General features: G+C 48.2%; 25 protein-coding genes. 7 read left to right on the top strand and 18 right to left on the bottom strand.

Going from position 1 to position 20,414, the window contains the following annotated elements:
• The first annotated feature begins 39 nt into the window (after positions 1-39).
• Entirely contained in the window at positions 40-1,614 is a 1,575-nt protein-coding gene (cysS, locus tag A1sIIB142_RS04720; protein WP_095693867.1) for a cysteine--tRNA ligase, read from the top strand.
• A 1-nt stretch (position 1,615) separates the two neighbouring features.
• On the opposite strand, the gene A1sIIB142_RS04725 is transcribed toward cysS, so the two are convergent.
• From A1sIIB142_RS04725 to moeZ, 3 genes are read right to left on the bottom strand one after another with little or no spacing between them, the layout of a single operon-like run.
• The gene (locus tag A1sIIB142_RS04725; RefSeq protein WP_095675102.1) at positions 1,616-1,927 is read right to left on the bottom strand and encodes a hypothetical protein; all 312 of its coding nucleotides are present in this window, start codon (positions 1,925-1,927) and stop codon (positions 1,616-1,618) included.
• Positions 1,924-2,796, bottom strand: a complete 873-nt coding sequence (mshB, locus tag A1sIIB142_RS04730; protein ID WP_095693868.1) for an N-acetyl-1-D-myo-inositol-2-amino-2-deoxy-alpha-D-glucopyranoside deacetylase — start codon at positions 2,794-2,796, stop codon at positions 1,924-1,926. Before mshB ends, A1sIIB142_RS04725 begins: the two co-directional genes overlap by 4 nt.
• The gene (gene moeZ / locus A1sIIB142_RS04735; RefSeq protein ID WP_095693869.1) at positions 2,796-3,977 is read right to left on the bottom strand and encodes an adenylyltransferase/sulfurtransferase MoeZ; all 1,182 of its coding nucleotides are present in this window, start codon (positions 3,975-3,977) and stop codon (positions 2,796-2,798) included. The genes mshB and moeZ overlap by 1 nt, the downstream gene beginning before the upstream one ends.
• Before the next feature lie 46 nt (positions 3,978-4,023).
• Between moeZ and A1sIIB142_RS04740 the strand changes: the two genes are divergently transcribed.
• Genes A1sIIB142_RS04740 through A1sIIB142_RS04750 form a run of 3 tightly spaced genes read left to right on the top strand, consistent with a single transcriptional unit; the run spans position 4,024 to position 6,261 of the window.
• The gene (locus A1sIIB142_RS04740) at positions 4,024-4,668 is read left to right on the top strand and encodes a TetR/AcrR family transcriptional regulator (RefSeq protein ID WP_095685223.1); all 645 of its coding nucleotides are present in this window, start codon (positions 4,024-4,026) and stop codon (positions 4,666-4,668) included.
• 15 nt (positions 4,669-4,683) lie between these two features.
• Entirely contained in the window at positions 4,684-4,935 is a 252-nt protein-coding gene (locus A1sIIB142_RS04745; protein ID WP_095675105.1) for a DUF3107 domain-containing protein, read from the top strand.
• A complete protein-coding gene (locus A1sIIB142_RS04750; protein ID WP_095693870.1) occupies positions 4,936-6,261 on the top strand; it encodes a DEAD/DEAH box helicase in 1,326 nt (441 codons plus the stop codon). It abuts the gene before it with no gap.
• Here the strand turns inward: A1sIIB142_RS04750 and A1sIIB142_RS04755 are convergent.
• Genes A1sIIB142_RS04755 through A1sIIB142_RS04765 form a run of 3 tightly spaced genes read right to left on the bottom strand, consistent with a single transcriptional unit; the run spans position 6,258 to position 8,628 of the window.
• A complete protein-coding gene (locus tag A1sIIB142_RS04755) occupies positions 6,258-6,869 on the bottom strand; it encodes a MarC family protein (RefSeq protein WP_095675107.1) in 612 nt (203 codons plus the stop codon). The two genes, A1sIIB142_RS04750 and A1sIIB142_RS04755, sit on opposite strands and share 4 nt — an antisense overlap.
• Positions 6,866-7,711: a PHP domain-containing protein gene (locus A1sIIB142_RS04760; RefSeq protein ID WP_095693871.1), complete on the bottom strand. Its 846-nt coding sequence runs from the start codon at positions 7,709-7,711 to the stop codon at positions 6,866-6,868. The genes A1sIIB142_RS04755 and A1sIIB142_RS04760 overlap by 4 nt, the downstream gene beginning before the upstream one ends.
• Complete coding sequence (locus A1sIIB142_RS04765) at positions 7,708-8,628, bottom strand: DMT family transporter (RefSeq protein ID WP_190283250.1); 921 nt, start codon at positions 8,626-8,628, stop codon at positions 7,708-7,710. The genes A1sIIB142_RS04760 and A1sIIB142_RS04765 overlap by 4 nt, the downstream gene beginning before the upstream one ends.
• 41 nt (positions 8,629-8,669) lie before the next feature.
• On the opposite strand from A1sIIB142_RS04765, the gene A1sIIB142_RS04770 reads away from it, so the two are divergent.
• On the top strand, positions 8,670-9,989 hold the full coding sequence (locus tag A1sIIB142_RS04770) for a magnesium transporter MgtE N-terminal domain-containing protein (protein WP_095693872.1): 1,320 nt from the start codon (positions 8,670-8,672) through the stop codon (positions 9,987-9,989).
• 2 nt (positions 9,990-9,991) lie between these two features.
• A complete protein-coding gene (locus A1sIIB142_RS04775) occupies positions 9,992-10,486 on the top strand; it encodes a DUF1003 domain-containing protein (protein ID WP_095694156.1) in 495 nt (164 codons plus the stop codon).
• Here A1sIIB142_RS04775 and A1sIIB142_RS04780 read toward each other — a convergent pair.
• From A1sIIB142_RS04780 to A1sIIB142_RS04820, 9 genes are all read right to left on the bottom strand, one after another.
• On the bottom strand, positions 10,457-11,575 hold the full coding sequence (locus tag A1sIIB142_RS04780; RefSeq protein WP_095693873.1) for an Mrp/NBP35 family ATP-binding protein: 1,119 nt from the start codon (positions 11,573-11,575) through the stop codon (positions 10,457-10,459). The two genes, A1sIIB142_RS04775 and A1sIIB142_RS04780, sit on opposite strands and share 30 nt — an antisense overlap.
• Complete coding sequence (locus tag A1sIIB142_RS04785) at positions 11,572-11,877, bottom strand: sec-independent translocase (RefSeq protein ID WP_095675112.1); 306 nt, start codon at positions 11,875-11,877, stop codon at positions 11,572-11,574. The genes A1sIIB142_RS04780 and A1sIIB142_RS04785 overlap by 4 nt, the downstream gene beginning before the upstream one ends.
• 20 nt (positions 11,878-11,897) lie before the next feature.
• Positions 11,898-13,016 carry a S1C family serine protease gene (locus tag A1sIIB142_RS04790; protein WP_223299175.1) on the bottom strand — a complete coding sequence of 373 codons (1,119 nt, stop codon included), beginning with the start codon at positions 13,014-13,016 and terminating at the stop codon, positions 11,898-11,900.
• 27 nt (positions 13,017-13,043) lie between these two features.
• Positions 13,044-13,670 carry an O-methyltransferase gene (locus A1sIIB142_RS04795; RefSeq protein WP_095693874.1) on the bottom strand — a complete coding sequence of 209 codons (627 nt, stop codon included), beginning with the start codon at positions 13,668-13,670 and terminating at the stop codon, positions 13,044-13,046.
• Positions 13,667-14,938, bottom strand: coding sequence for a leucyl aminopeptidase family protein (locus tag A1sIIB142_RS04800; protein WP_236849853.1), 1,272 nt, complete (start codon positions 14,936-14,938; stop codon positions 13,667-13,669). The genes A1sIIB142_RS04795 and A1sIIB142_RS04800 overlap by 4 nt, the downstream gene beginning before the upstream one ends.
• 224 nt (positions 14,939-15,162) lie before the next feature.
• Positions 15,163-15,342 (bottom strand): DUF3117 domain-containing protein, encoded by a 180-nt coding sequence (locus A1sIIB142_RS04805; RefSeq protein WP_020045748.1) that lies wholly within the window; start codon positions 15,340-15,342, stop codon positions 15,163-15,165.
• 98 nt (positions 15,343-15,440) lie between these two features.
• On the bottom strand, positions 15,441-15,632 hold the full coding sequence (locus A1sIIB142_RS04810) for a sigma factor-like helix-turn-helix DNA-binding protein (protein ID WP_223298135.1): 192 nt from the start codon (positions 15,630-15,632) through the stop codon (positions 15,441-15,443).
• 40 nt (positions 15,633-15,672) lie between these two features.
• Entirely contained in the window at positions 15,673-16,122 is a 450-nt protein-coding gene (locus tag A1sIIB142_RS04815) for an SRPBCC family protein (RefSeq protein WP_095693875.1), read from the bottom strand.
• The gene (locus A1sIIB142_RS04820; RefSeq protein WP_095693876.1) at positions 16,113-16,661 is read right to left on the bottom strand and encodes an LOG family protein; all 549 of its coding nucleotides are present in this window, start codon (positions 16,659-16,661) and stop codon (positions 16,113-16,115) included. The genes A1sIIB142_RS04815 and A1sIIB142_RS04820 overlap by 10 nt, the downstream gene beginning before the upstream one ends.
• Before the next feature lie 30 nt (positions 16,662-16,691).
• Here A1sIIB142_RS04820 and dapD point away from each other — a divergent pair, with 30 nt between their 5' ends.
• Entirely contained in the window at positions 16,692-17,609 is a 918-nt protein-coding gene (gene dapD, locus A1sIIB142_RS04825) for a 2,3,4,5-tetrahydropyridine-2,6-dicarboxylate N-succinyltransferase (protein WP_095693877.1), read from the top strand.
• A 10-nt stretch (positions 17,610-17,619) separates the two neighbouring features.
• Here dapD and A1sIIB142_RS04830 read toward each other — a convergent pair whose 3' ends face one another.
• From A1sIIB142_RS04830 to A1sIIB142_RS04840, 3 genes are all read right to left on the bottom strand, one after another.
• Positions 17,620-18,687 carry a SpoIID/LytB domain-containing protein gene (locus A1sIIB142_RS04830; protein ID WP_125898853.1) on the bottom strand — a complete coding sequence of 356 codons (1,068 nt, stop codon included), beginning with the start codon at positions 18,685-18,687 and terminating at the stop codon, positions 17,620-17,622.
• Positions 18,688-18,796: 109 nt separating this feature from the next.
• On the bottom strand, positions 18,797-19,603 hold the full coding sequence (locus A1sIIB142_RS04835; protein WP_223298137.1) for an ABC transporter ATP-binding protein: 807 nt from the start codon (positions 19,601-19,603) through the stop codon (positions 18,797-18,799).
• The gene (locus A1sIIB142_RS04840; RefSeq protein ID WP_095693879.1) at positions 19,581-20,408 is read right to left on the bottom strand and encodes an ABC transporter permease; all 828 of its coding nucleotides are present in this window, start codon (positions 20,406-20,408) and stop codon (positions 19,581-19,583) included. The genes A1sIIB142_RS04835 and A1sIIB142_RS04840 overlap by 23 nt, the downstream gene beginning before the upstream one ends.
• Positions 20,409-20,414: the final 6 nt, after the last annotated feature.

Raw genomic sequence — 20,414 nt, forward strand, 5'->3', positions numbered from 1 at the left:
AACCCTGCAAGAGACTGATTACATGATTAAGGTTGCCACGTGAACGCCGAGACTTTACGGGCTGCCGTTGGCAAGCGAGCCACTATTCGCCTGCGAGATTCGGATGGCGGATTCCGTGACATCGTCGGCGTTCTACATAGTGAGACACGCCTCATCAATCGCCGGGGTGAGTTCATTGAATTTGAACTCGCAGATATTGCTTTCTTTCGTGTCATCCCAGTCTTTAACCGCCGAGATGCCGCCAGCGGTCAGCTTCACATTTATGACACCCGCACTCGAGAAGTTCAAGAAATAGCCAGTCGTGATGGTTATATCTCCATCTACTGCTGTGGTCCTACCGTCTACCGAGATGCTCATGTAGGAAACCTTCGTACCTTCTTACTTGCAGATCTGATCTCCCGCACACTAACCATGACCGGTGTGGACGTGGAACTCATTCAAAACATCACTGACGTTGGACACATGGCCGATGACTTCGAAGGTGAAGATAAATTATTAGCAGAATCTAAACGCACCAAGACTGACCCATTTGCCATTGCTCGCGAATTTGAATCCCGCTTCCACAAAGATTTGGCCTTACTCAATGTCAGAAAAGCAGACAGATATCCACGAGCATCTGAGAATATGAATTCAATGATTGCTGCCATCGAAAAACTTATCGAAAGTAAGAACGCCTACATCGGAAGTGATGGCTCGGTCTACTTTGATGCAACATCTATTGAAAGTTATGGTGCAATTAGCGGCAACAAATTAGCAGCGCTCAAACCCGGCTATCGTCATGAACACAACGATGAAAGCGGTAAGCACTTCCATGCCGATTGGGCGCTCTGGAAATTAGCCGGCAAACGCACGCAAATGATCTGGGAATCCCCATGGGGGCCAGGTTTTCCTGGCTGGCATATCGAGTGCAGCGCAATGTCAATTGATTTCCTGGATTCAAAGGTAGATATTCACGTGGGCGGAATTGACCTTAGATTTCCACACCACGAAAATGAAAGAGCTCAGTCAAACTCGTTAACCCATTCTGAAGTTGTAGCTACCTGGGTCCATGGAGAACATCTGCTCTTTGAAGGTCGTAAGATGTCAAAAAGTGCCGGAAATGTTGTACTTCTTAGTGATGTGCAGGAACGTGGTTTAGATCCACTCTCACTCCGTTTCTCATTCCTGGAAAACCGCTATCGATCACAGATGGATCTCTCTTGGGCAGCACTTGATGCTGCGCACTCAACGCTTCGCAAGTGGCGCGCGCTGATGTCTGAATGGGGAATATCAACAGAGATTAAAATTGATCAAGAGATTACAGATGCACTCACCAATGACCTTGACACACCGCGGGCCATGCAAAGGTTGCGCACCATTGAAAAAGATTCTGCCATGGGCTCACAAGATAAACGTGCCATTTTCTTATATGCAGATCAGGTGCTCGGACTCGAACTCAATCGAGTTCCTGAGTCAAAACCACTTACCCCAGAGTTGGAACAACTTCTGAATGATCGAGTTGTTGCCAGAGAAGCTAAAGAGTGGGATCGAAGTGATTCCCTGCGCACAGAGCTAGAAGCACGCGGCCTGGAGATCAGCGATGGACCCACCGGGCAGAGTTGGCGCTGGAAGTAAGTTAGGCGCGTTGTAGGACTGCAATTACTCCAATAATAAATCCAATAAACAAAAGTGCCGTCCCTGAGTTATCTCCTAGAATCAGCAGTTCTTTTCCCACACCAAATGTTCCGGCGCGAACGATGACGATAAACCAGCCAAAGAGCGCGATGAGCTTGTATCTCTTCTTACCAAAATATCGACCCACCCAGCGAATGCACATGTAAGTACCAATGAGTGCAAGTATCACTCCAATGGGTGGACGGGTTGGGTGAATCAGAGTTGCACCTAGTGCTACAACTGCTCCAAAGAGAAGCGAAAACAGCGCTCTCATGATGTGATTGATATGCCGGCAAAGAGATCGCTCTCGTGGCCCTGCGCATCTAGCTCTCCACTTTTTTCACCCTTAACTAGCGTGTAGTACTCATTACCCCAGATCTCGAGCCCAAGATTATTTGAGAGCGAAAAGAAAGGGCCATCGATTGCTATTTGTGTGCCATGCGCAGCCATCGCAGCCATCTTCTGATGAACGTAATCACCACCATTGATGCATGCATGAACAAAGGAGTCATCTTTTGCGAAAGGCAAATCATCGGCACTCTCTGCTCCGAAGAAATCTGAGCCAAGTGATTTCATCTTTTCGATGCCCGCTTGAATAACAGATTTGGGCATCACATTCCAATAAATTTTGGGGATATTCCAAGTAGCGCGCTCAGCCGCCGCCATCGCAACGCGATGGGCTTGGATGTGATCGGGGTGACCATAGCCACCAAATTCATCATAGGTAATCATCACGTGTGGCTTGATTTCATCAATAATTGCAACCAGTAATTGACTAGCTTCATCGAAGTCTGCGCTCCAAAAAGTATCAGCGCGATTGTTGGGTTCTGTTCCCATCATGCCGCTATCGCGATAGCGCTTTACTCCCTCACCAAGAAACCGATGATCTGTAACACCGAGTTCGGCCATTGCTTGCGCCAACTCTTCCACGCGGTGATCACCCAGTGCGTCGGTTTCATTTGCTGCTAGGTGGGCAAGAGCTGGAATTAGAACTTCACCTTCTTCACCACGGGTGCAAGTAACCAGTGTTACCTGCGCACCTAACGCTGCATAAAGTGCCATCGTGCTGCCATTGTTAATAGTTTCATCATCAGGATGGGCATGCACAAGCAGGGCTCGATAGCCGTTGTAATTAGCAAGCATTAATAGACCGGAAGTGATGTATCAATCTGCTTCGCCCATGCCACCACGCCACCAAAGACATGTGATGCATCAGAGAATCCGGCATCCTTAAGTATTGCTAGACACTCGGCAGATCGCACACCGCTCTTGCAATGCAAAATGATTGGTCGGTCTTGCGGCAAGGTTGCCAATACTGATCCATCAATAAATCCTTGTTTTGGAATCAGATGCGCAGTCGGAATCTTCACGATCTCGTATTCACTTGGTTCGCGCACATCGATGAGGTAATAGTTCTCTTGCGCATCAATCTTTGACTTCAACTCTTGCACTGTAATTGTTGAGCCAGCACTTGCTTCTTGCGCAGCATCAGAGAGCACCCCACAGAAGGCTTCGTAATCAGGCAGTAGCGCGGTCTGGGTAGGGTTTTGGCTACACAGTGGGCAGTTAGGATCTTTACGCACTTTAATCTTTCTAAAGCTCATATCAAGTGCGTCATAAACCATCAAAGAACCAATAAGTGGTTCACCGACTCCAGTGAGAACCTTGATTGCTTCTGTAGTTTGGATTGAGCCAATTGTTGCGCAGAGAACTCCAAGAACTCCGCCTTCAGCACAACTTGGAACCATGCCCGGAGGTGGTGGTTCTGGATAGAGGCAGCGATAGCAAGGACCATACTCAGCCCAGAACACACTTGCCTGTCCGTCAAAGCGATAGATAGAACCCCACACATATGGTTTCTTTAAAAGTACACATGCATCGTTAACTAAGTAGCGAGTTGCAAAATTATCTGTGCCATCAACAATAATGTCGTATTGAGAAAAAATCTCCATCACATTCGAATTATCAAGTCGTGTTTCATGGGTAATGACATTCACATACGGATTTATCTCAGCAATTTTCTCTTTCGCACTCTGTGCTTTGCTTTTGCCGATATCTGATTGGCCATGAATAATTTGTCGCTGCAGGTTTGACTCATCAACTGTGTCGTATTCAACGATTCCAAGAGTTCCAATACCAGCTGCAGCTAAATACATCAGGGCTGGAGATCCGAGGCCTCCTGCGCCAACGCAGAGTACTTTGGCATTCATCATGCGCTGCTGACCCGCCATTGCAACATCAGGGATGATTAAGTGACGGCTATATCGACGAACCTCAGCAACGGTAAGCGCAGGACCTGGCGTAACCAGCGGCGGAGTCTTCATGGGAGTGATTCTGCCGTACTGTGCCTTTGCCTGCCAATTCTGTACGATGCGCATAATGACTACCGAAACTGCATCTGCACATAATTCGCGTTCAGATAAATCACGCCTGCCGCGCGACGAGCGACGAGCGATTTTGCTCTCAGCAGCTCTTGAAGTCTTCACTGCTGCTGGATATCACTCAGCGGCGATGGATGAGATAGCAGACCGAGCCAATGTCAGTAAGCCAGTTCTCTATCAGCACTTTCCCTCAAAACTAGATCTCTATCTCGCCGTTCTTGACCTTCACATTGATTCTCTGGTCTTTGAACTTCAGAAAGCTATCTCTTCAACTCCAGATAATAAGCAACGCGTGCATGTCACGATTGATGCTTACTTTAATTTTATTGAAAATGAGGGAGAGGCATTTCGCCTCCTCTTTGAAAGTGATATGAACGTTGAGCCTCAAGTTCGCGAGCGACTTAATCGCATGACCTATGACTGCGCGGCCGCGGTCAGTGGTGTGATCGCCAATGACACCGGACTTCCTCGTGAGGAAGCGATGATGCTCGGCGTTGGATTAATTGGCTATGTTCAAGTCACAGCTCGTCATTGGCTGGAAAGAGATGGAAAACTCACTCGCCAACAAGCGATAGAACTCGTTGAGAACCTCATGTGGAGGGGAATTTCTGGATTTCCCCGTACTGAACTCTGACTCTAAGATAGGGCTATGAGCACAAAGAAAACAGATAAGGCATCACAAGTTCGCATCTCCATTACGCATGTCAGCAGCGAGCTCTCCTTTGAATGTCCAATGGCTCCCGAAGAGATCAAGGCCGCAGTCACTGCCGCCCTTACATCCGCTACTCCCCTTGTTCTCTCAGATGTTCGCGGCCATGAAGTTATCGTGCCGGCAGAGAAAATTGGCTATGTAGAAATCGGGCAACCAACCGAGCGTCGCGTCGGTTTCGGTGCCAACTAAGTGTCGATAACTTTCGCAGACTTACCACTTCGCAAAGAGACAATCGATGCGCTCAATGAACATGGCTTCACTTCACCTTTTCCTATTCAAGAGATGGTCATGCCTATTGCACTTGCCGATGGCGATGTGATCGGTCAAGCAAAGACCGGTACCGGAAAGACCCTCGCATTTGGAATTCCAGTCATTGAGCGCGTGATTGCTCCCAATGATGCTGATTGGCCACAACTAGCTAATCAGGGTCATCCGCAAGTTCTCATTGTTGTTCCAACGCGTGAGCTCTGCGTTCAGGTCACCAAAGATATTGAAGAGCTCTCCTTCAACCGCGGAATTCGCACTTTGGCTGTCTACGGCGGCCGGGCATTTGAACCACAGATTGAAGCGCTACAAAAGGGCGTCGAGATTGTGGTGGGAACCCCAGGTCGCTTATTGGATCTATATCGTCAAGGACAACTCACACTGAAGAACGTTTCGCGAGTAGTTCTCGATGAAGCTGATGAAATGCTTGATCTCGGTTTCTTACCTGATGTTGAGAAAATCTTTACTAGTACTCCTGCTCGCCAGCAGACGATGCTCTTTTCAGCGACCATGCCTGGAGACATCATTGCTTTAGCACGTCGCTTCATGAACCAGCCTGTGCACATTCGCACGCAAGATAATGAGGATGAAGGCGCAGTTGTCTCTCGCATTGTGCAGCACGTGATCCGCGCGCACGCCATGGATAAAATCGAGCTACTTGGACGCATTCTTCAAGCCAATGGTCGCGGGCCAACTATTGTCTTTTGTCGCACCAAGCGCACCGCACAGAAGACATCAGATGAATTAGTAGAGCGTGGATTTAACGCGGCAACTATCCACGGTGATCTCGGGCAATCTGCGCGCGAAAAGGCGCTCAATGATTTCAAGGCTGGTAAATCAGATGTCCTGATTGCAACAGATGTTGCAGCACGTGGAATTGATATCGATGGCATTACACACGTCATTAATTACCAATGCCCAGAAGATGAGAAGACATATGTGCACCGCATTGGTCGTACTGCGCGAGCTGGCGCCCACGGTATTTCAGTAACCTTCGTTGACTGGGATGATCTCGCGCGTTGGAAGATGATTGATACCGCACTCAAATTAGGTCTAGCTGAACCACTTGAGACATATTCCTCTTCAGATCACTTATATGAAATGCTCGACATTCCGCGCGATTCAACTGGAAGTCTCAAAAAGGTACGTGCACCCAAGGTTGAGAAAGCAGCGCCGGCAAAGAGTTCTCCAAAGAGTTCAGCTCCGCAGGTAAAACGCGAACGCACTCGGACTAAGCGAATATCTAGCTAATTTGCGGTAAATGCTTTAATTGCATTTGCCAACATTTGTACAGCAATTGCCGCAAGTAATAACCCAGCGATACTTGCCAACAATGTGACCCCAGCATCTTTAATTACACCAACAATCTTGGTCGATGCCATCAGAACTGTTCCGATAATCAGGTGCACCGCAACAATTGCCACGGCTAATCCTATGAACTGCGCAGTCGAATCTGCTTTCTGCACGTAAATCATCGTTGCCACGATTGCTCCAGGTCCAGCAAGGAGTGGAGTACCAAGTGGCACCATTCCGATATTGGAGCTTTTCTGATCAGCTCCGCCTTTTGATGTGCCAGTGAGAAGTTGCAATGAGACATAGAGGAGAAGTAATCCTCCAGCTGCCTGCAGCGCCTCGATAGAGACATTCATATATTCCAGAATGAACTGTCCGAAGAAAGCAAAGCTTGCAATAACAAAGAGTGAAACAGCTGCTGCCTGCCATGCTAATCGCACTCGCTCGCGCGGAGTCTTGTCTCCCACTAAACCAAGAAATATTGGCGTAGCTCCTGGTGGATCCATAATGACAAAGAGTGTGACAAATGCCTGTGTGGCAAAGGTAATTGTTCCCATTGAATTCATACTCGTACCACCCTTCGTGCATCTGCTTGCGCTTCTAAGGCTTCCCATTGTGCCGCAAGTGTTGTGTTCTCTGCCATTGCATTAAGTTTTCCGGTGCCGTGATAATCACTTGATCCAGTGATGACAAGGTTGAGCTCCTGTGCTATTTCACGCAGAGTTTTGCGCTCCTCTGCATTTTGATCACGATGGTCTACCTCAATGCCATTAAGCCCCGCAGCAACCAAATCAGCAAATGTCTCTGATGTAATGATTTGCCCTCGGCGCGATGCAAAAGGATGAGCAATGACTGCCACTCCCCCCGCTGCATGAATTGCGCGAATTGCTTCGACCGGAGTGGGCGCAGCGTGAGTTACATAGTATTTGGATTCATTGTTGAGCAAGTTTAAGAAAGCTTCATCCCGGCTTGCGACTACTCCTTTGCGCACGAGCGCATCAGCCAAGTGTGGTCTACCCACTGTGGCACCTGCTGGAGTCTGCGCCTGCACATCCGCTAGCGAAATATCAATGCCATCAGCACGCAGGAGTTCAACCATCTTACGCATTCTAGGTATGCGGGTATCTCGTGAATCAGCAAGAATTTGTTGCATCGCAGCGTTCTCGCCATCAAAGAGAAGTCCGAGCATATGCACGCTAATTCCATCTGAAGTCAGGCAGGAAATTTCTGCACCTAGGACAAGTTCAATCTGAGGTTGCAGCGCGGTAATTGCTTCACTCCATCCGGCAGTCGTATCGTGGTCGGTGATAGCCAAAGTTGTGACACCAGTAGAAAGAGCTTTCTTAACTAGGGCAAATGGTGAATCAGTGCCGTCACTACACGTAGTATGAGTATGAAGATCAATCATTGTTCTACGCCGATTTCTTTATTATTTCGTAGTACAACAAGAGCACAACCAAGCAGAATCAGAACTACTCCAGGAATAATACTTAAAGTTGGTTGCTTGCCAATGTCAAAGATGAACGCGAGCAATGCTGCCACGGGTACTTCAAAAAAGACAATCATCGAAACAATTGCAGGAGATACCCGCTTGAGTGTTGAGTTAAACATGGTGTGACCAAGGAGTTGTGCTCCCAAAATCAGACCCAACAGGATCCACCATTCTCTGGCTGAAAAATGAATCACGTCATAGCCGAGCAGCAGTGCCATCGGTAGTGCGGTAATTGAACAGATGAAATAACAAATAGTGGTGTACGACGTTGTTTCCATTTGCTGCTGTGCACGCGAACCTACCAACATATAGGCAGCAGCGAGTGCGCCCGAGATTAGTGCTGCTAAATCTCCTAGGAATGATCTCTTATCTAGTTGTAGGTCAACGCCCGTTACAAGCAGAACACCGAGAAAACTAATAAACATTCCGGCCCATGATTTGCCTGGGATATGCCCTCCTGTGAGCTTTACAAAGAAGGCGGCATAAATAGGTTGTGTTGCAACCAGAGCCGTACCTGCTGCAACGCTTGTCATTCGCATTGACAAAAAGAATCCGACAAAGTGCAGAGCAAGCAACACTCCTGCAACTGCAGCTAATTGAACGCCATTGCGAGTGACTTTATGTCGTAGCGCAAATGGCAGAGTAAGAAGTGCCCCACCAAAATTTCGCCAGAAAATCAATGTGGGTACCGGCATCGCACTCATTGCAATCAGAGGTCCTGAGGAGCCGATTCCGAATACTCCAATAATGAGGCGAATTAAGTCGGGGCGCGCAGGCATCTGAGTGTGGTTATCGATACCTATGCCGGCCGATGATTTCCCAGATGACTCCATTGCGCAAACCTAGCCGATAGGTCACCCGTTACTCTTATCCCATGAGCGGAAATAACAGCAATCGAATATTTCTCGCCCGCTTAGCCGGAACTGCAGTTTTTGACCCTAACGGTGATCCAGTCGGCAAGGTGCGCGATGCTGTGGCGACCCTGCGTTCTAATAACCAATCACCGCGCATTCTAGGTTTAGTAGTTGAAGTACCACTTCGCCGTCGTGTATTCGTTCCAATCACCCGTGTGACATCAATTGAATCAGGCGCCGTTGTGATTACTGGGCTTCTTAATATGCGCCGCTTTGATACCCGCACTGGTGAATTACTCGTACTAGGTGATCTACTCGACCGCACCATCACAGTGATTGAAGATAATGAAGCTGTGCTTGTGGAAGATATGGCGATGGAGCAGAACCGCACAGGTGATTGGCTCATCACTCGTGTTCACATAATGCGCAAAGGCCATGGCTTCCGCCGTAAAGGAGCAACATCAACTCTTGCGTGGGAAGATGTCACTGGCTTTGCGCAACACGAATCAAATCAAGGTGTTGCAAATTTGCTTTCAACGTTAAGTAATCTGCGTGCGGCAGATTTAGCTGCCGTGATTCAAGACTTGGCACCTAAACGCCGGGTTGAAGTTGCGCGCGCACTCAATGACGAACGTCTTGCCGATGTTCTAGAAGAAATGGATGAGGCAGAGCGCGTGGCGCTCCTTGCTGAACTCGAAGGTGAACGTGCTGCCGATGTACTGGAGGAGATGGATCCTGACGATGCAGCCGATTTGTTGCGCGAAATCGGTGAAGAACGTGCACAAGAACTAATTAACTTGATGGACCCAGAAGATGCGGAAGATGTATTGCGGTTAATGACATATGAGGATTACTCAGCCGGTGGAATGATGACAACTGAACCAATCGTGATGTCAGCTGATTACACCGTTGCAGATGCACTGGCAGCCGTGCGTCAGAGTGAAATCTCACCTGCGCTAGCATCACAAGTATTTATCGCCCGCCAACCACTAGAGACACCTACTGGGCGATTTATCGGAATGGTGCACTACCAACGATTACTGCGTGAGCGTCCATCAACGCTCTTGGGATCAATCGTTGATACCAATACCCAAGGGGTAAACCCCGATGCCTCTTTACATGCTGTTTCCTCATACTTAGCTAGTTATAACTTGCTCTCCCTGCCGGTTATCGATGCAAATGATCGCCTGCTTGGCGCAGTAACGGTCGATGACGTCCTAGACCACTTGCTTCCTGAAAACTGGCGACATGAACACCGAGATTCAGCAACAACAACTGCCGCCCTTGAAAGTATTGATACAAGTTTTGAAGATTCACACGATGTACCGAAGGAGCTCTGATGATGGCACGTAACAATGGTTTAGATACCCCACGCGAGACCCGTCGATCCCTTCGTGCCAATTACGATCCCGAGGCATTCGGCCGCCTTTCTGAGAAGTTTGCGCGTTTCTTAGGGACTGCTCGCTTCTTGGTATACATGACAGTATTTGTGCTTAGTTGGGTTATTTGGAACGCACTGGCACCACGTGATTTGAGATTTGATGATTATCCGTTCATCTTTCTGACTCTCATTCTCTCTTTGCAGGCTTCTTACGCTGCTCCGCTCATTCTTCTTGCGCAAAATCGCCAGGCAGATAGAGATCGCATCTCACTTAATGAAGACCGCGCACAGAATGCTCGTAGTATCGCCGATACTGAATATCTCACCCGTGAACTTGCAAGCTTGCGTATTGCACTTGGTGATGTTGCTACGCGCGATTACTTACGCAATGAGCTGGGCAATCTTGCCAAAGAGATTGTGGAAGAGTTACGCAAGCCCGAGTCTGACGCCAAGTAAAGATTTCTCTCGCACAATCAGCTTGCCAACGATTTCGTTGATCACTTGAGCACTTGGACTTGCTGGAGCCGAAATAACTACCGGGCTTCCGCCATCTCCACCCTCGCGAAGTTCAGGGCTAAATGGAACTTTGCCGAGCAGTGGAACATCTGATCCAACCAATTGCGATAGCCGTTTAGATGTTTCTTCTCCCCCGCCTTCGCCAAAGAGTGATGTCAGTTCACCGCACTTGGCGCATGGATAGGCTGACATATTTTCAATCACGCCAATAACTCGTTGATGAATCTGATGGGCAATTCGTCCTGCTCGCTCTGCAACTTCGGCTGCGGCAATTTGCGGAGTTGTTACGACGACAATCTCTGATGTGGGAACTAATTGCCCCAGTGATATCGCAAGATCACCGGTTCCAGGCGGAAGATCGATAAAGAGCAGATCAAGATCGCCCCAATAGGCATCTGATAAGAGTTGTTCCAGAACGCGATGTAGAAGTGGTCCGCGATAAGCAATGGCATCAGAGCGTTCAGGTTTAAACATCTCCATCGAAACAGTCTTCACACCGAAGGATTCAAGTGGAATAAACATTTGATCTATCGCTGTGGGGCGTTGGCCTATTAATCCCATCAAGCGGGGAATTGAGTGGCCGTAGACATCAGCATCAAGAATGCCGACACGTAGCCCTTTCTGGGCAGAGGCGACTGCCAAGTTTGCTGTCAGTGATGACTTTCCGACCCCGCCTTTTCCAGATGCAACACCAATGACACGAGTAAGTGAATCAGCTTGCGCAAATGAGATAAAGCTTTCACGGCCATTACGAAGTAACTTCTTTATGTTTGCTCGCTGCTCTTCATCCATCACTCCAAAAGTAATGGAAACTTCTGAAACTCCATCAACTGCCAGAACAGCCTTCTCAATATCGGTTGTAAGGCGATCCTTCATCGGGCACCCAGTAATAGTGAGCAGAATTTCTAACTCGGCTTTTCCTCCATTGTGCGCAACTGATTTAACCATGCCCAAATCAGGTAGAGCTCGGTGGAGTTCCGGGTCTTGCACGGTGGCAAGTGCTGCGTGAATGAGTTCTAAGGTGCTCATAGGAGATCGGGATCAATCTGTGCTTTTGTCTTTAATTTCTTTGGATTGCTATCTTCTTCGAGAGCATTGGCCAACTGTTTTTTAATAAATGTCTTAGGGTGTAAATCAGAGGGCTGTAAATCTTCAAAACCTGGGCCTAGATTTTCTTTGAGTTCACTTGTGGCTGTGGATGCAAAATTCTTGATTTTCTTGACCATCTTTGCTGCATCAACGGCGAATTGTGGCAACTTGTCAGGACCCAAAAGAATCATCGCAAGGAGAGCGAGCCCGATTACTTCACCAGCGCCAAAGTCAAAGAACATAATGTGGAAAGCCTATCTCTTTACTCTGATGCAGTCAGAACCAGTATGGCGCTCTTACTCTCAGATCCACGCTTAAAGATTATCTCTACCTTATCGCCCACATTCTGCGCACGAATTGCAACAATTAACTCTTCAGCTGACCCAATCGCGCGTCCGCCAAATTCAGTGATGATATCCCCAGCCTTAAGCCCAGCCTTATCTGCGGCTCCACCTTTAACTATTGCAACGCCTGTCTTTGCAATGAGGGCACCCTCGCCCCTGTAATTCATCTCAACTGAGACTCCAATAACTGGATATGTCGCTTTGCCATTCTTAATTAACTGCTCCGCAGTCTTACGTGCCTGATTAATGGGAATCGCAAATCCAAGACCGATAGACCCGGTTTGAGAACTTGCTGAATATCCAAGGGAGGCGATTGCAGAATTAACACCAATGACTGAACCTGTTGCATCGACTAGTGGTCCACCTGAGTTTCCAGGGTTAATTGCCGCATCGGTTTGCAGCGCGTTGATAAATGAATTGTCTTCTCGCGATTCTCCGGCAGTTACTGCGCGATCCTTAGCGCTAATAATGCCGAGAGTTACTGTGCCGGTGAGTCCCAGTGGTGAGCCAATAGCAATTACTGAATCGCCCACGGCAACTTTATCGCTATCTCCGAATTGCAAGGCTTTGAGAGTTGCACCAGTAATTTTAAGAACTGCCAGATCATATGAACTATCTCGACCTACGACTTTCGCCGAGTACTCAGACCCATCATTGAGACTGACTGAGATATCCCCACCGCTTTCAACTGATCCAGCAATCACATGGTTATTTGTCAGGATGTAGCCAGTACTGTCGATAACAAATCCAGAACCAGTTGCGCCACCATTTTTTGAGTTTGCCGCAATGGAGACAACTGATGGAAGAACGCGTTGGGCGATTTCGGCGACAGATCCAACCGGGCGTTCGATTGTCGATGAAGATTTAACAAGATTTACCGAGCGGCCAAAGAGTGACCCGGTAGAGGAAGCTGTGAATGTACCCGCAATGAGACCCACACCGAGGGCAAGAACGATTGCAGATTTTAGAGAGATTGTTTTATTCAAGCCTTTTGGTGCGGGCGCTTCCCACCACGGCTTGCTATCGAAATCACTCACTTGATAAACCTCACTCTATAAATTCTGCTACAACTTCGTTGCAAGCAACAATCCATCCCCGATTGGAATTAGTGATGTCACCCACGAATCAGTATCGGCCTTTACAGCTTTTCCTGCCTCACGCAGAGCAATGGTCTTCGGATCGCGCTGGGCTGGGTCCGGAACCTTGCCACCACCATAAAAATTATCAATGACAAAGACGCCACCACTTCGCAAGATTCTATGAGCCTCAGAGATGGCAAAGCTTAAATCTTCTGGGTTATGTCTAAAGACAACCAGGTCATAGGCGCGATCGGTGAGCTTTGTCATGACATCCATAACCGCATTGGTAATAAATCTAATTCGAGTCTGCGCGATTTCTGCTTCGGCTAGAGCGATTTTTGCAATCGATGTATGTTCCATCTCATCATCTATCGAGGTCAGAGTTCCGCTTGCAAGCATTCCCTCAAGTAGCCAGAGTGAACCAACTCCAGATCCTGTTCCAATTTCAACAACTGACTGTGCCTTAATTTGATGAGCAAGTTGGCGCAGATATGCACCTGTGCCTTGGGAGACATCGATGACTCCATTTTCTTCTCCTCGCGCACGCGCCGCACTTTTCACAGTGCCTTCTGCAATAAAAGTCTCTGCATAGGTATGCGGGTCAATGTTCATGAGAGAGACACTATCCAATCAATGAATAAACGCACGCCGAAACCAGTGCCGCCTTTCACATTTTCTCCAGAGTCATTTTCACTGCGCCCTGTTCCGGCGATATCGAGGTGCACCCAGCGACTATCTCCAACAAAATGTTCGAGATATAAGGCTGCGGTGACTGATCCGGCAGAGTAATCGCCCTTATCTGCTGCGTGATTTAGGTCTGCCACATCACTGTCGAGGGAATCGGCGTAATCATCGATGAGTGGCATATGCCAGACACGTTCGCCACTTTCTTCGCCGATCTCCATCAATTTCTTAGCAAGTTTTTCATCGCGCGAATACAGGGCGGCATATTGGCGGCCTAGCCCAAGGGTTGCCGAACCTGTCAGGGTTGCAATATCAATCAGGTAATCCGGGTCGAGGTTTGCCACCGCATAAGCAAGCCCATCAGCAAGAACGAGTCTTCCTTCGGCATCTGTATTAATGATTTCGACAGTGGTACCGCCATATTGCGTGATGACATCTGATGGTCGCTGCGCGCTACCCGAGAGTGCATTTTCGGCGCACATCATCAAGACAGTTACTCGCACCTTGGGTTGTAATTGTGGAAGTGCGCTGATAGTTGCAAGGGCGGCAGCCGCCCCCGCCATATCACTCTTCATCGCTGTCATAAATTCATAGGGGCGCTTAAGTGAAACACCACCGGTATCAAAGGTGATTCCTTTGCCGACAATGACAATATGAGGTAGCGCCGCGGCTGAATTGCCACGCATCCTTGGAATATAGGAAAGTTCAATAAAGCGTGGTCCAGGTGTTGGCGAGGAATTTCCTACGGCGCGTAGTCCACCAAATTCAGCCAGTTGCTTACCGGCTAATACCTTGATTGCCAATCCACATTCATCTGCAATCTTCTTCGCTTCTTGCGCCATCCACAGCGGATTCTTAATATTTGATGGCGTATGGACTAGGTCTCGCGCGGTATAGAGCGCTTTTGCAATGACCGATGCGCGAGTAACAGTTTTTTCATCAAGAGTTGCAATACCAATTCGAGGAATCTCAACTTCTTTACCTGTCTTTAAGCTCCACGAATAGGCACCTAGAAGAGCGGAAACTCCATGCGCTTTAATTTCAGGAGCGCTTTCGGCACAGAGTGAAATGATTTCTATTGCTTTTCCACGCACTTTGCGCCCGATAGCTGCGCCAGCTGTGCGATAAGAAGTAAGGGATTGATCTCCGAGACCGAGAAGATAAAGGCGATCAACGGTGGCATCATCGTGAAGCACGGGAATTTCGTTTACTTCTCCTGCTTTACCAGTCGGTGTAAAGAATGAAACTTCATCAACTAGGTTTATCTCAAAGAACTTTTCGATTTTACTGAGCAGCTTCTTACTTCCAACAAATGTGATTTCGCCATCTTTGGATTGAATGTATCCCAGTACAAGAACATCTGCTCCGATAAGAGAATCTAATTCAGGAGCAACTGCGTGAAGAATTTCTTCGGTCCGCTCTACTTCTTAATAAGAGCAACTGCGGCCTCAAGGGCTGCGCTCAGGTTGTTAGCTTCCTGAGGATTAAGTTCAACAACTAGACGGCCTCCACCTTCGAGCGGAATACGCATGACGAGCGAGCGCGCTTCCTTGGTGACTTCCATGGGTCCATCACCAGTACGAGGTTTCATAGCTGCCATAGTGAGGACTCCTTGAGACGACGGGGTGATGATGCGCACGGGCGTGAACAGTAGGGAGAAGTATCTCGCAGAATGAGCCCGGGGTGAAATCGAGGCAATTACATGCCCAAAAAGGCGGTGAGCCGCTTCTTTCCGCTTTCAATCACGGCGATAACCGATTTCTCAGGAACTGATAGGAGCGCTGCAATTTCTGCACTGCTCTTGGATCGAAGGTAGTGCAAGGTGAGGATGAATCGCTCTTCCTCAGGTAGCGAGGCGAGCAATTGCGCCAGTGTTTGAGGGTTGCTCACGGGATACAGATTACTCGGTGAGGTAGTAATTGTTGAGTGCTTAGTGAAATGAACGTGCGAATCGTGCGAGGGATATGCGTACACCCACATATAGAAAAGGGGCAATCAGCAAAAAGAGCGCTCGCGGTGCCACGATTGTTTCTGACCAATCAAAGCGCGTGGAATGTGAACCCTCTTCGGTGAGAATGAAAGAACCGCTTCCCTTAAGAATTTTTCCATGATGATCAACATCGCATCGAGCTGGCTCCTCCCAGCGAGTAACAGTCATGAGGTCCAGTAATCCTGGTGACTTAATTCGAGGATAGAACTTGTGAAGTGGCCCAGTGAATGCAGAAATGGAAGTGCCAACTCCTGAAGTGCGCTCTGATGTTACCCAGACTTTTGTTTGCAGCATCCACTGTCCTTGTGAAGGCCAATCCGCAATCGCCTTCCACACTTCTATCCGAGGTGCTGGAATCGCGAGCGAAATTGCTAGCGTATTTATCGCCATCTACTTTTCCCGTGTGCATAATCAAGTGCTTGCTCAACCGTAGTTGTCCAATGTAAGAGATCGCGCATTCCAGGTTTCACAAAATTCTCATTCTCTAGATGCTCCACCAATGTATGTAGTGGCTGATAAATACCATGTGGGTCAAGAATGATCACTGGTTTATCGTGGAATTGAAGGTAGCGCCCAACCCATATTTCAAAGAGTTCTTCTAGAGTGCCGAGCCCACCTGGGAGGGTAATGAAGGCATCGGATAAGTCTTCTATCTTTGCCTTACGGGTGCGCATAGAGTCGACCACAATTAATTCATCGCTCTCATGATCTGCAAATTCAATATCAACTAACTTCTGCGGTATCACCCCGATGGTGCGCCCTGCTTTACTGCGAGCTCCACGTGAAATTGCGCCCATGGCAGAGATATGACCGCCCCCTGAAACCAATTCGGCGCCGCTCTCGGCGATACCGGCGCCAAGTTCAAAGGCTAGGTCTATATATTTCGAATCAATCGACGGTGATGAAGAACAAAACACTGCAATGCGCATGACACACAGGATAGGGGTTAGGCTTGGAACATGTCTTCATTAGCTCATGGCCACGGAATCGCAACTCTTGCCGGCACAACTGTGCTCGATGTCTGGTTTCCTGCGCCGGCACTTGGAGCCATTGCTGGCGCCCCTGATTCATCATTGCAATCAATGGTGGGCTCAGATGATGCACGAGGAGTAACTCGAGAGCTAGTCTCGATTGAAATTGATTTAGCGGTAGCACCGAAAGATGCACGCGATGCGTACCTGCGACTGCATTTACTTTCACACCGCTTGGTTAAGCCACATGGTGCATCACTCGATGGAATTTTTGGATTACTTGCCAATGTTGTCTGGACCTCAGTTGGACCGTGCGCCGTTGAAGGATTTGAACTTACCCGTGCGCGTTTGAAAGCCCAACATGGTCACGTGAGTGTTATCTCGGTAGATAAGTTCCCGCGCATGGTTGATTACGTCGTGCCAAGTGGTGTGCGCATTGCAGATGCTGATCGCGTTCGTTTAGGTGCCCACCTAGCACCTGGCACAACCGTGATGCACGAAGGATTTGTTAATTTCAATGCTGGAACTCTTGGAACGTCGATGGTCGAAGGTCGCATCTCTTCAGGTGTAGTTGTTGGAGATGGCACAGATGTTGGCGGTGGCGCTTCGATTATGGGAACGCTCAGCGGCGGCGGCAAAGAAGTAATTTCTGTAGGAGAAAAGTGCTTACTTGGTGCTAACTCTGGTTTAGGAATTTCACTAGGCAATAACTGCGTCATTGAAGCCGGTACCTACATCACAGCAGCTGCCAAGGTGAAGTTACCTGATGGTGAAGTTGTTAAAGCTGGCACACTTTCAGGTGCAAATGATCTGCTATTTCGTCGTAACTCACTAAGTGGCGGCCTTGAAGTTGTGATGCGCACCGGTACCTGGGGCGGCCTGAACTCCGTCTTACACGCCAATTAACTATCGAGCGTTAACCCGCTAAATTAAAGTAGGGCGAAGGAATCTTTACTCTACTTCTAAAAGTATCGCCCCTCAATAATTTGGTTGACCCATCACTTGCTGTGCCCTTGATGTAGGTAACTGCCCCTGCAGTATTTCGGGAGATTATTTCAAGAGTGACGATGTCTGCGAGCAAGAAGGCGGTGGCAACCAGAGATTGATCTGCCGATGCGCTCCAGGTAGCAAAGCGAGGATTGTTTTTAGGATCTAGCCCCGCAGGATCAACTACTGATTGCGTATAACTCGTTGCCTGCCCCCAGGCATCGAGGGTTGTCTGCGTTGCACCACCTGAGGATGAGAAGAAGTAAGCCTGTATTGGTTTTCCATTACTTAGAATTGCCAGACTTGTGGAAGTGTCCATGATTGTTCGCGAAACTGCCGCTTTCCAGAACTGACCGAACCTCGGTTCAGATTCTTTAGAAAAGCCCACAAAGTTCTGATCTGCAATGTGTGAATAAACCTGACAGTCACATGCAGAGTTAATTTTTCCAAGCTTTGACATTGCATATGATCGCGAAGCAATTGCCTGTGCTTCAAGTGCAGCTGCAGGCCAAGATGACGGAACTTCGCTAATCCCCCATAAGTACTCATCGCGAAGGGCCAGTGTGTTAGTGACCTCCATTGCGTTTTTTACTACCTTCACTTGAATCTGCCCATACTTGTATTTCACGACACTACCTGGCTGTGAAAATGTAATGACTGACGAAGGTCCACTCCACCTTATGGTGAAGGCTTTGGCGCGCAGCCCTTCACCCGTAGCGAATGCACCATCAACGTTGAAAGTTATCTTCTTCTTGGCACTTAAGGTCAGTGCGGGTAGAGCATCTTGTGCACTTGCAATGTCACCGCTAAAGATCTGCACTGCTGAATCTGGTGTAGCGCTGACAAATGAAATTGACTTTAGAGCGCGACCAATATTTACTCGAATCGTTTGGGTATCTACAATCGGCGCAATCTGCACATTTTTGTAATAGTAATTAAGAATTGCCGTGGCACTTTCACCTGAGAGAGCACGAGCCTTGGCTCCAATCTGACTCATTCCAACGCCGTGGCCGTATCCGGAACCCGTAAAAGAAAATTGGAGAGGTGCGGTTGCTGTGGCGGTTGATATTGCAGCAAATGAGATGGAGAAAACTAAGAGTAAGGCTTTAAACGTCCTCATCAGATGATGCGCTCTTTCTAGCGTTAACAAATTCACGATAGGCAGTAATGACTTCCGTAGGGTTTCCACGCATCATAAGCTTGCCCTTATTAAGCCAGATGACCTCATTGCAAATATCTTCGATAGTGGCAAGTGCGTGGCTGACAAGAATGAGCGCGCGATCTGCGCTGCGCAACTCCTTAATTCTGTTCAGACTCTTCTCTTTAAATTTCGCATCACCTGTGCTGAGCGCTTCATCGATAATCAAAATATCGGGTTCAACTACGGCAGCTACTGAGAAGGCTAGGCGAGCAAACATTCCAGAAGAATATGTGCGCATCGGAGCATCGATTGCTTCCCCAAGTTCTGAAAAATCGGCAATCGCATCAAAATGGTTATCGATCTCTTCCCGAGACATTCCTGCTGCCAGACCACCGAGATAGACATTATCGCGGCCGGTCATTGATGGATTAAAGCCAACGCCGAGTGCAAGCAGTGTGCTGACACTTCCATAGACCTCAACGCGCCCCTGTGAGGGAGGAATGATTCCTGAAATCACACGCATCAACGTTGATTTACCCGCTCCATTAGAGCCAATAATTCCAAGCACAGCGCCATAGTGAACATCAATGTTCACATCGGTGAGTGCAGGAACAATTCGGGTGTATTTCTTGCCTCGACCAAGAGATTTGAAGCGCGCCTTTAACGTTGGTTTCTTTTCGATTGATGTTGTGTACGTGAGTCCCAGGTCTCGCACCGAAACAGCAATGCCATGCTGGGCATGTTCGTGGTTAAAGTCGGACAGCGAAATCACGCTCCCTCGATAGGAAGATGTAGGAGCCAATCAATAAAAGTCCGAGTGCCCACAACGATGCGTGTATTAATCCATTCATTGTTGGAGCCTCTGCATGCACGACAACTCGAGACCAAGAATCTAGGAGATAGAAGAGGGGGTTAAGAATCTCAAATTTCTTGATGCTTTCAGAAATACTGTCTGCCTCATACAAAATTGGAGATAAATACAGAAGGCTTCGCGTCAGATAAGGCAAAATACTTGAAATATCTCGGAAATAGACATTGATGCATGAAATAAGAATTGACATCCCAAGTGCCATCACAACTGCAATAAACAGGATTGGAACTGCCCAGAGCATCTGCCACGAAAATGGCAAACCAATGAGAAGGTGAATTACCGTGAAGACTACGACGGTAGGTAAAAATTTAAAGAGGGCAATTACAGTGGCTGAAATTGGAAGCATGATGCGAGGAAATGATGTGTTGAGAATCAGACGCTCTCCCGAGGTAATTGCTTTGACTCCACCTGTGAGGCTATTTGCAATTAAATAGAAGAGAAAAAGCGTAGCGGTGAGGTGTCCAAACCGAGTCGCATCACTACTGCCGCCAATAACGTAGATAAGTAAGAAGTAGACCGCGGATAAGAGCAATGGATTGAGAATCAACCAGAGCTGACCAAAGAGAGATCCATAATTTTGTTGGCGTAGCCCTGATCGAGAAAACTCTGAGATAAACGCACGCCGGCTCCACAGGGAGGCGAAGTATTCCCACATCGGCGGCAAGCCAGCGCGGAAAGGTTCGTAAATTACAACTGGTTTATCCACGTGCGA

The organism is Candidatus Planktophila versatilis (assembly GCF_002288345.1).
GTDB lineage: Bacteria > Actinomycetota > Actinomycetes > Nanopelagicales > Nanopelagicaceae > Planktophila > Planktophila versatilis_A.

Excerpts from the sequence above, each read along its gene's own strand:
- A1sIIB142_RS04725 (WP_095675102.1), bottom strand. The coding sequence starts at position 1,927 with ATGAGAGCGCTGTTTTCGCTTCTCTTTGGAGCAGTTGTAGCACTAGGT.
- mshB (WP_095693868.1), bottom strand. The coding sequence starts at position 2,796 with ATGCTTGCTAATTACAACGGCTATCGAGCCCTGCTTGTGCATGCCCAT.
- moeZ (WP_095693869.1), bottom strand. The coding sequence starts at position 3,977 with ATGAAGACTCCGCCGCTGGTTACGCCAGGTCCTGCGCTTACCGTTGCT.
- A1sIIB142_RS04740 (WP_095685223.1), top strand. The coding sequence starts at position 4,024 with ATGCGCATAATGACTACCGAAACTGCATCTGCACATAATTCGCGTTCA.
- A1sIIB142_RS04745 (WP_095675105.1), top strand. The coding sequence starts at position 4,684 with ATGAGCACAAAGAAAACAGATAAGGCATCACAAGTTCGCATCTCCATT.
- A1sIIB142_RS04755 (WP_095675107.1), bottom strand. The coding sequence starts at position 6,869 with ATGAATTCAATGGGAACAATTACCTTTGCCACACAGGCATTTGTCACA.
- A1sIIB142_RS04760 (WP_095693871.1), bottom strand. The coding sequence starts at position 7,711 with ATGATTGATCTTCATACTCATACTACGTGTAGTGACGGCACTGATTCA.
- A1sIIB142_RS04765 (WP_190283250.1), bottom strand. The coding sequence starts at position 8,628 with ATGGAGTCATCTGGGAAATCATCGGCCGGCATAGGTATCGATAACCAC.
- A1sIIB142_RS04770 (WP_095693872.1), top strand. The coding sequence starts at position 8,670 with ATGAGCGGAAATAACAGCAATCGAATATTTCTCGCCCGCTTAGCCGGA.
- A1sIIB142_RS04775 (WP_095694156.1), top strand. The coding sequence starts at position 9,992 with ATGGCACGTAACAATGGTTTAGATACCCCACGCGAGACCCGTCGATCC.
- A1sIIB142_RS04780 (WP_095693873.1), bottom strand. The coding sequence starts at position 11,575 with ATGAGCACCTTAGAACTCATTCACGCAGCACTTGCCACCGTGCAAGAC.
- A1sIIB142_RS04785 (WP_095675112.1), bottom strand. The coding sequence starts at position 11,877 with ATGTTCTTTGACTTTGGCGCTGGTGAAGTAATCGGGCTCGCTCTCCTT.
- A1sIIB142_RS04795 (WP_095693874.1), bottom strand. The coding sequence starts at position 13,670 with ATGAACATTGACCCGCATACCTATGCAGAGACTTTTATTGCAGAAGGC.
- A1sIIB142_RS04805 (WP_020045748.1), bottom strand. The coding sequence starts at position 15,342 with ATGGCAGCTATGAAACCTCGTACTGGTGATGGACCCATGGAAGTCACC.
- A1sIIB142_RS04815 (WP_095693875.1), bottom strand. The coding sequence starts at position 16,122 with ATGGCGATAAATACGCTAGCAATTTCGCTCGCGATTCCAGCACCTCGG.
- A1sIIB142_RS04820 (WP_095693876.1), bottom strand. The coding sequence starts at position 16,661 with ATGCGCATTGCAGTGTTTTGTTCTTCATCACCGTCGATTGATTCGAAA.
- dapD (WP_095693877.1), top strand. The coding sequence starts at position 16,692 with ATGTCTTCATTAGCTCATGGCCACGGAATCGCAACTCTTGCCGGCACA.
- A1sIIB142_RS04830 (WP_125898853.1), bottom strand. The coding sequence starts at position 18,687 with ATGAGTCAGATTGGAGCCAAGGCTCGTGCTCTCTCAGGTGAAAGTGCC.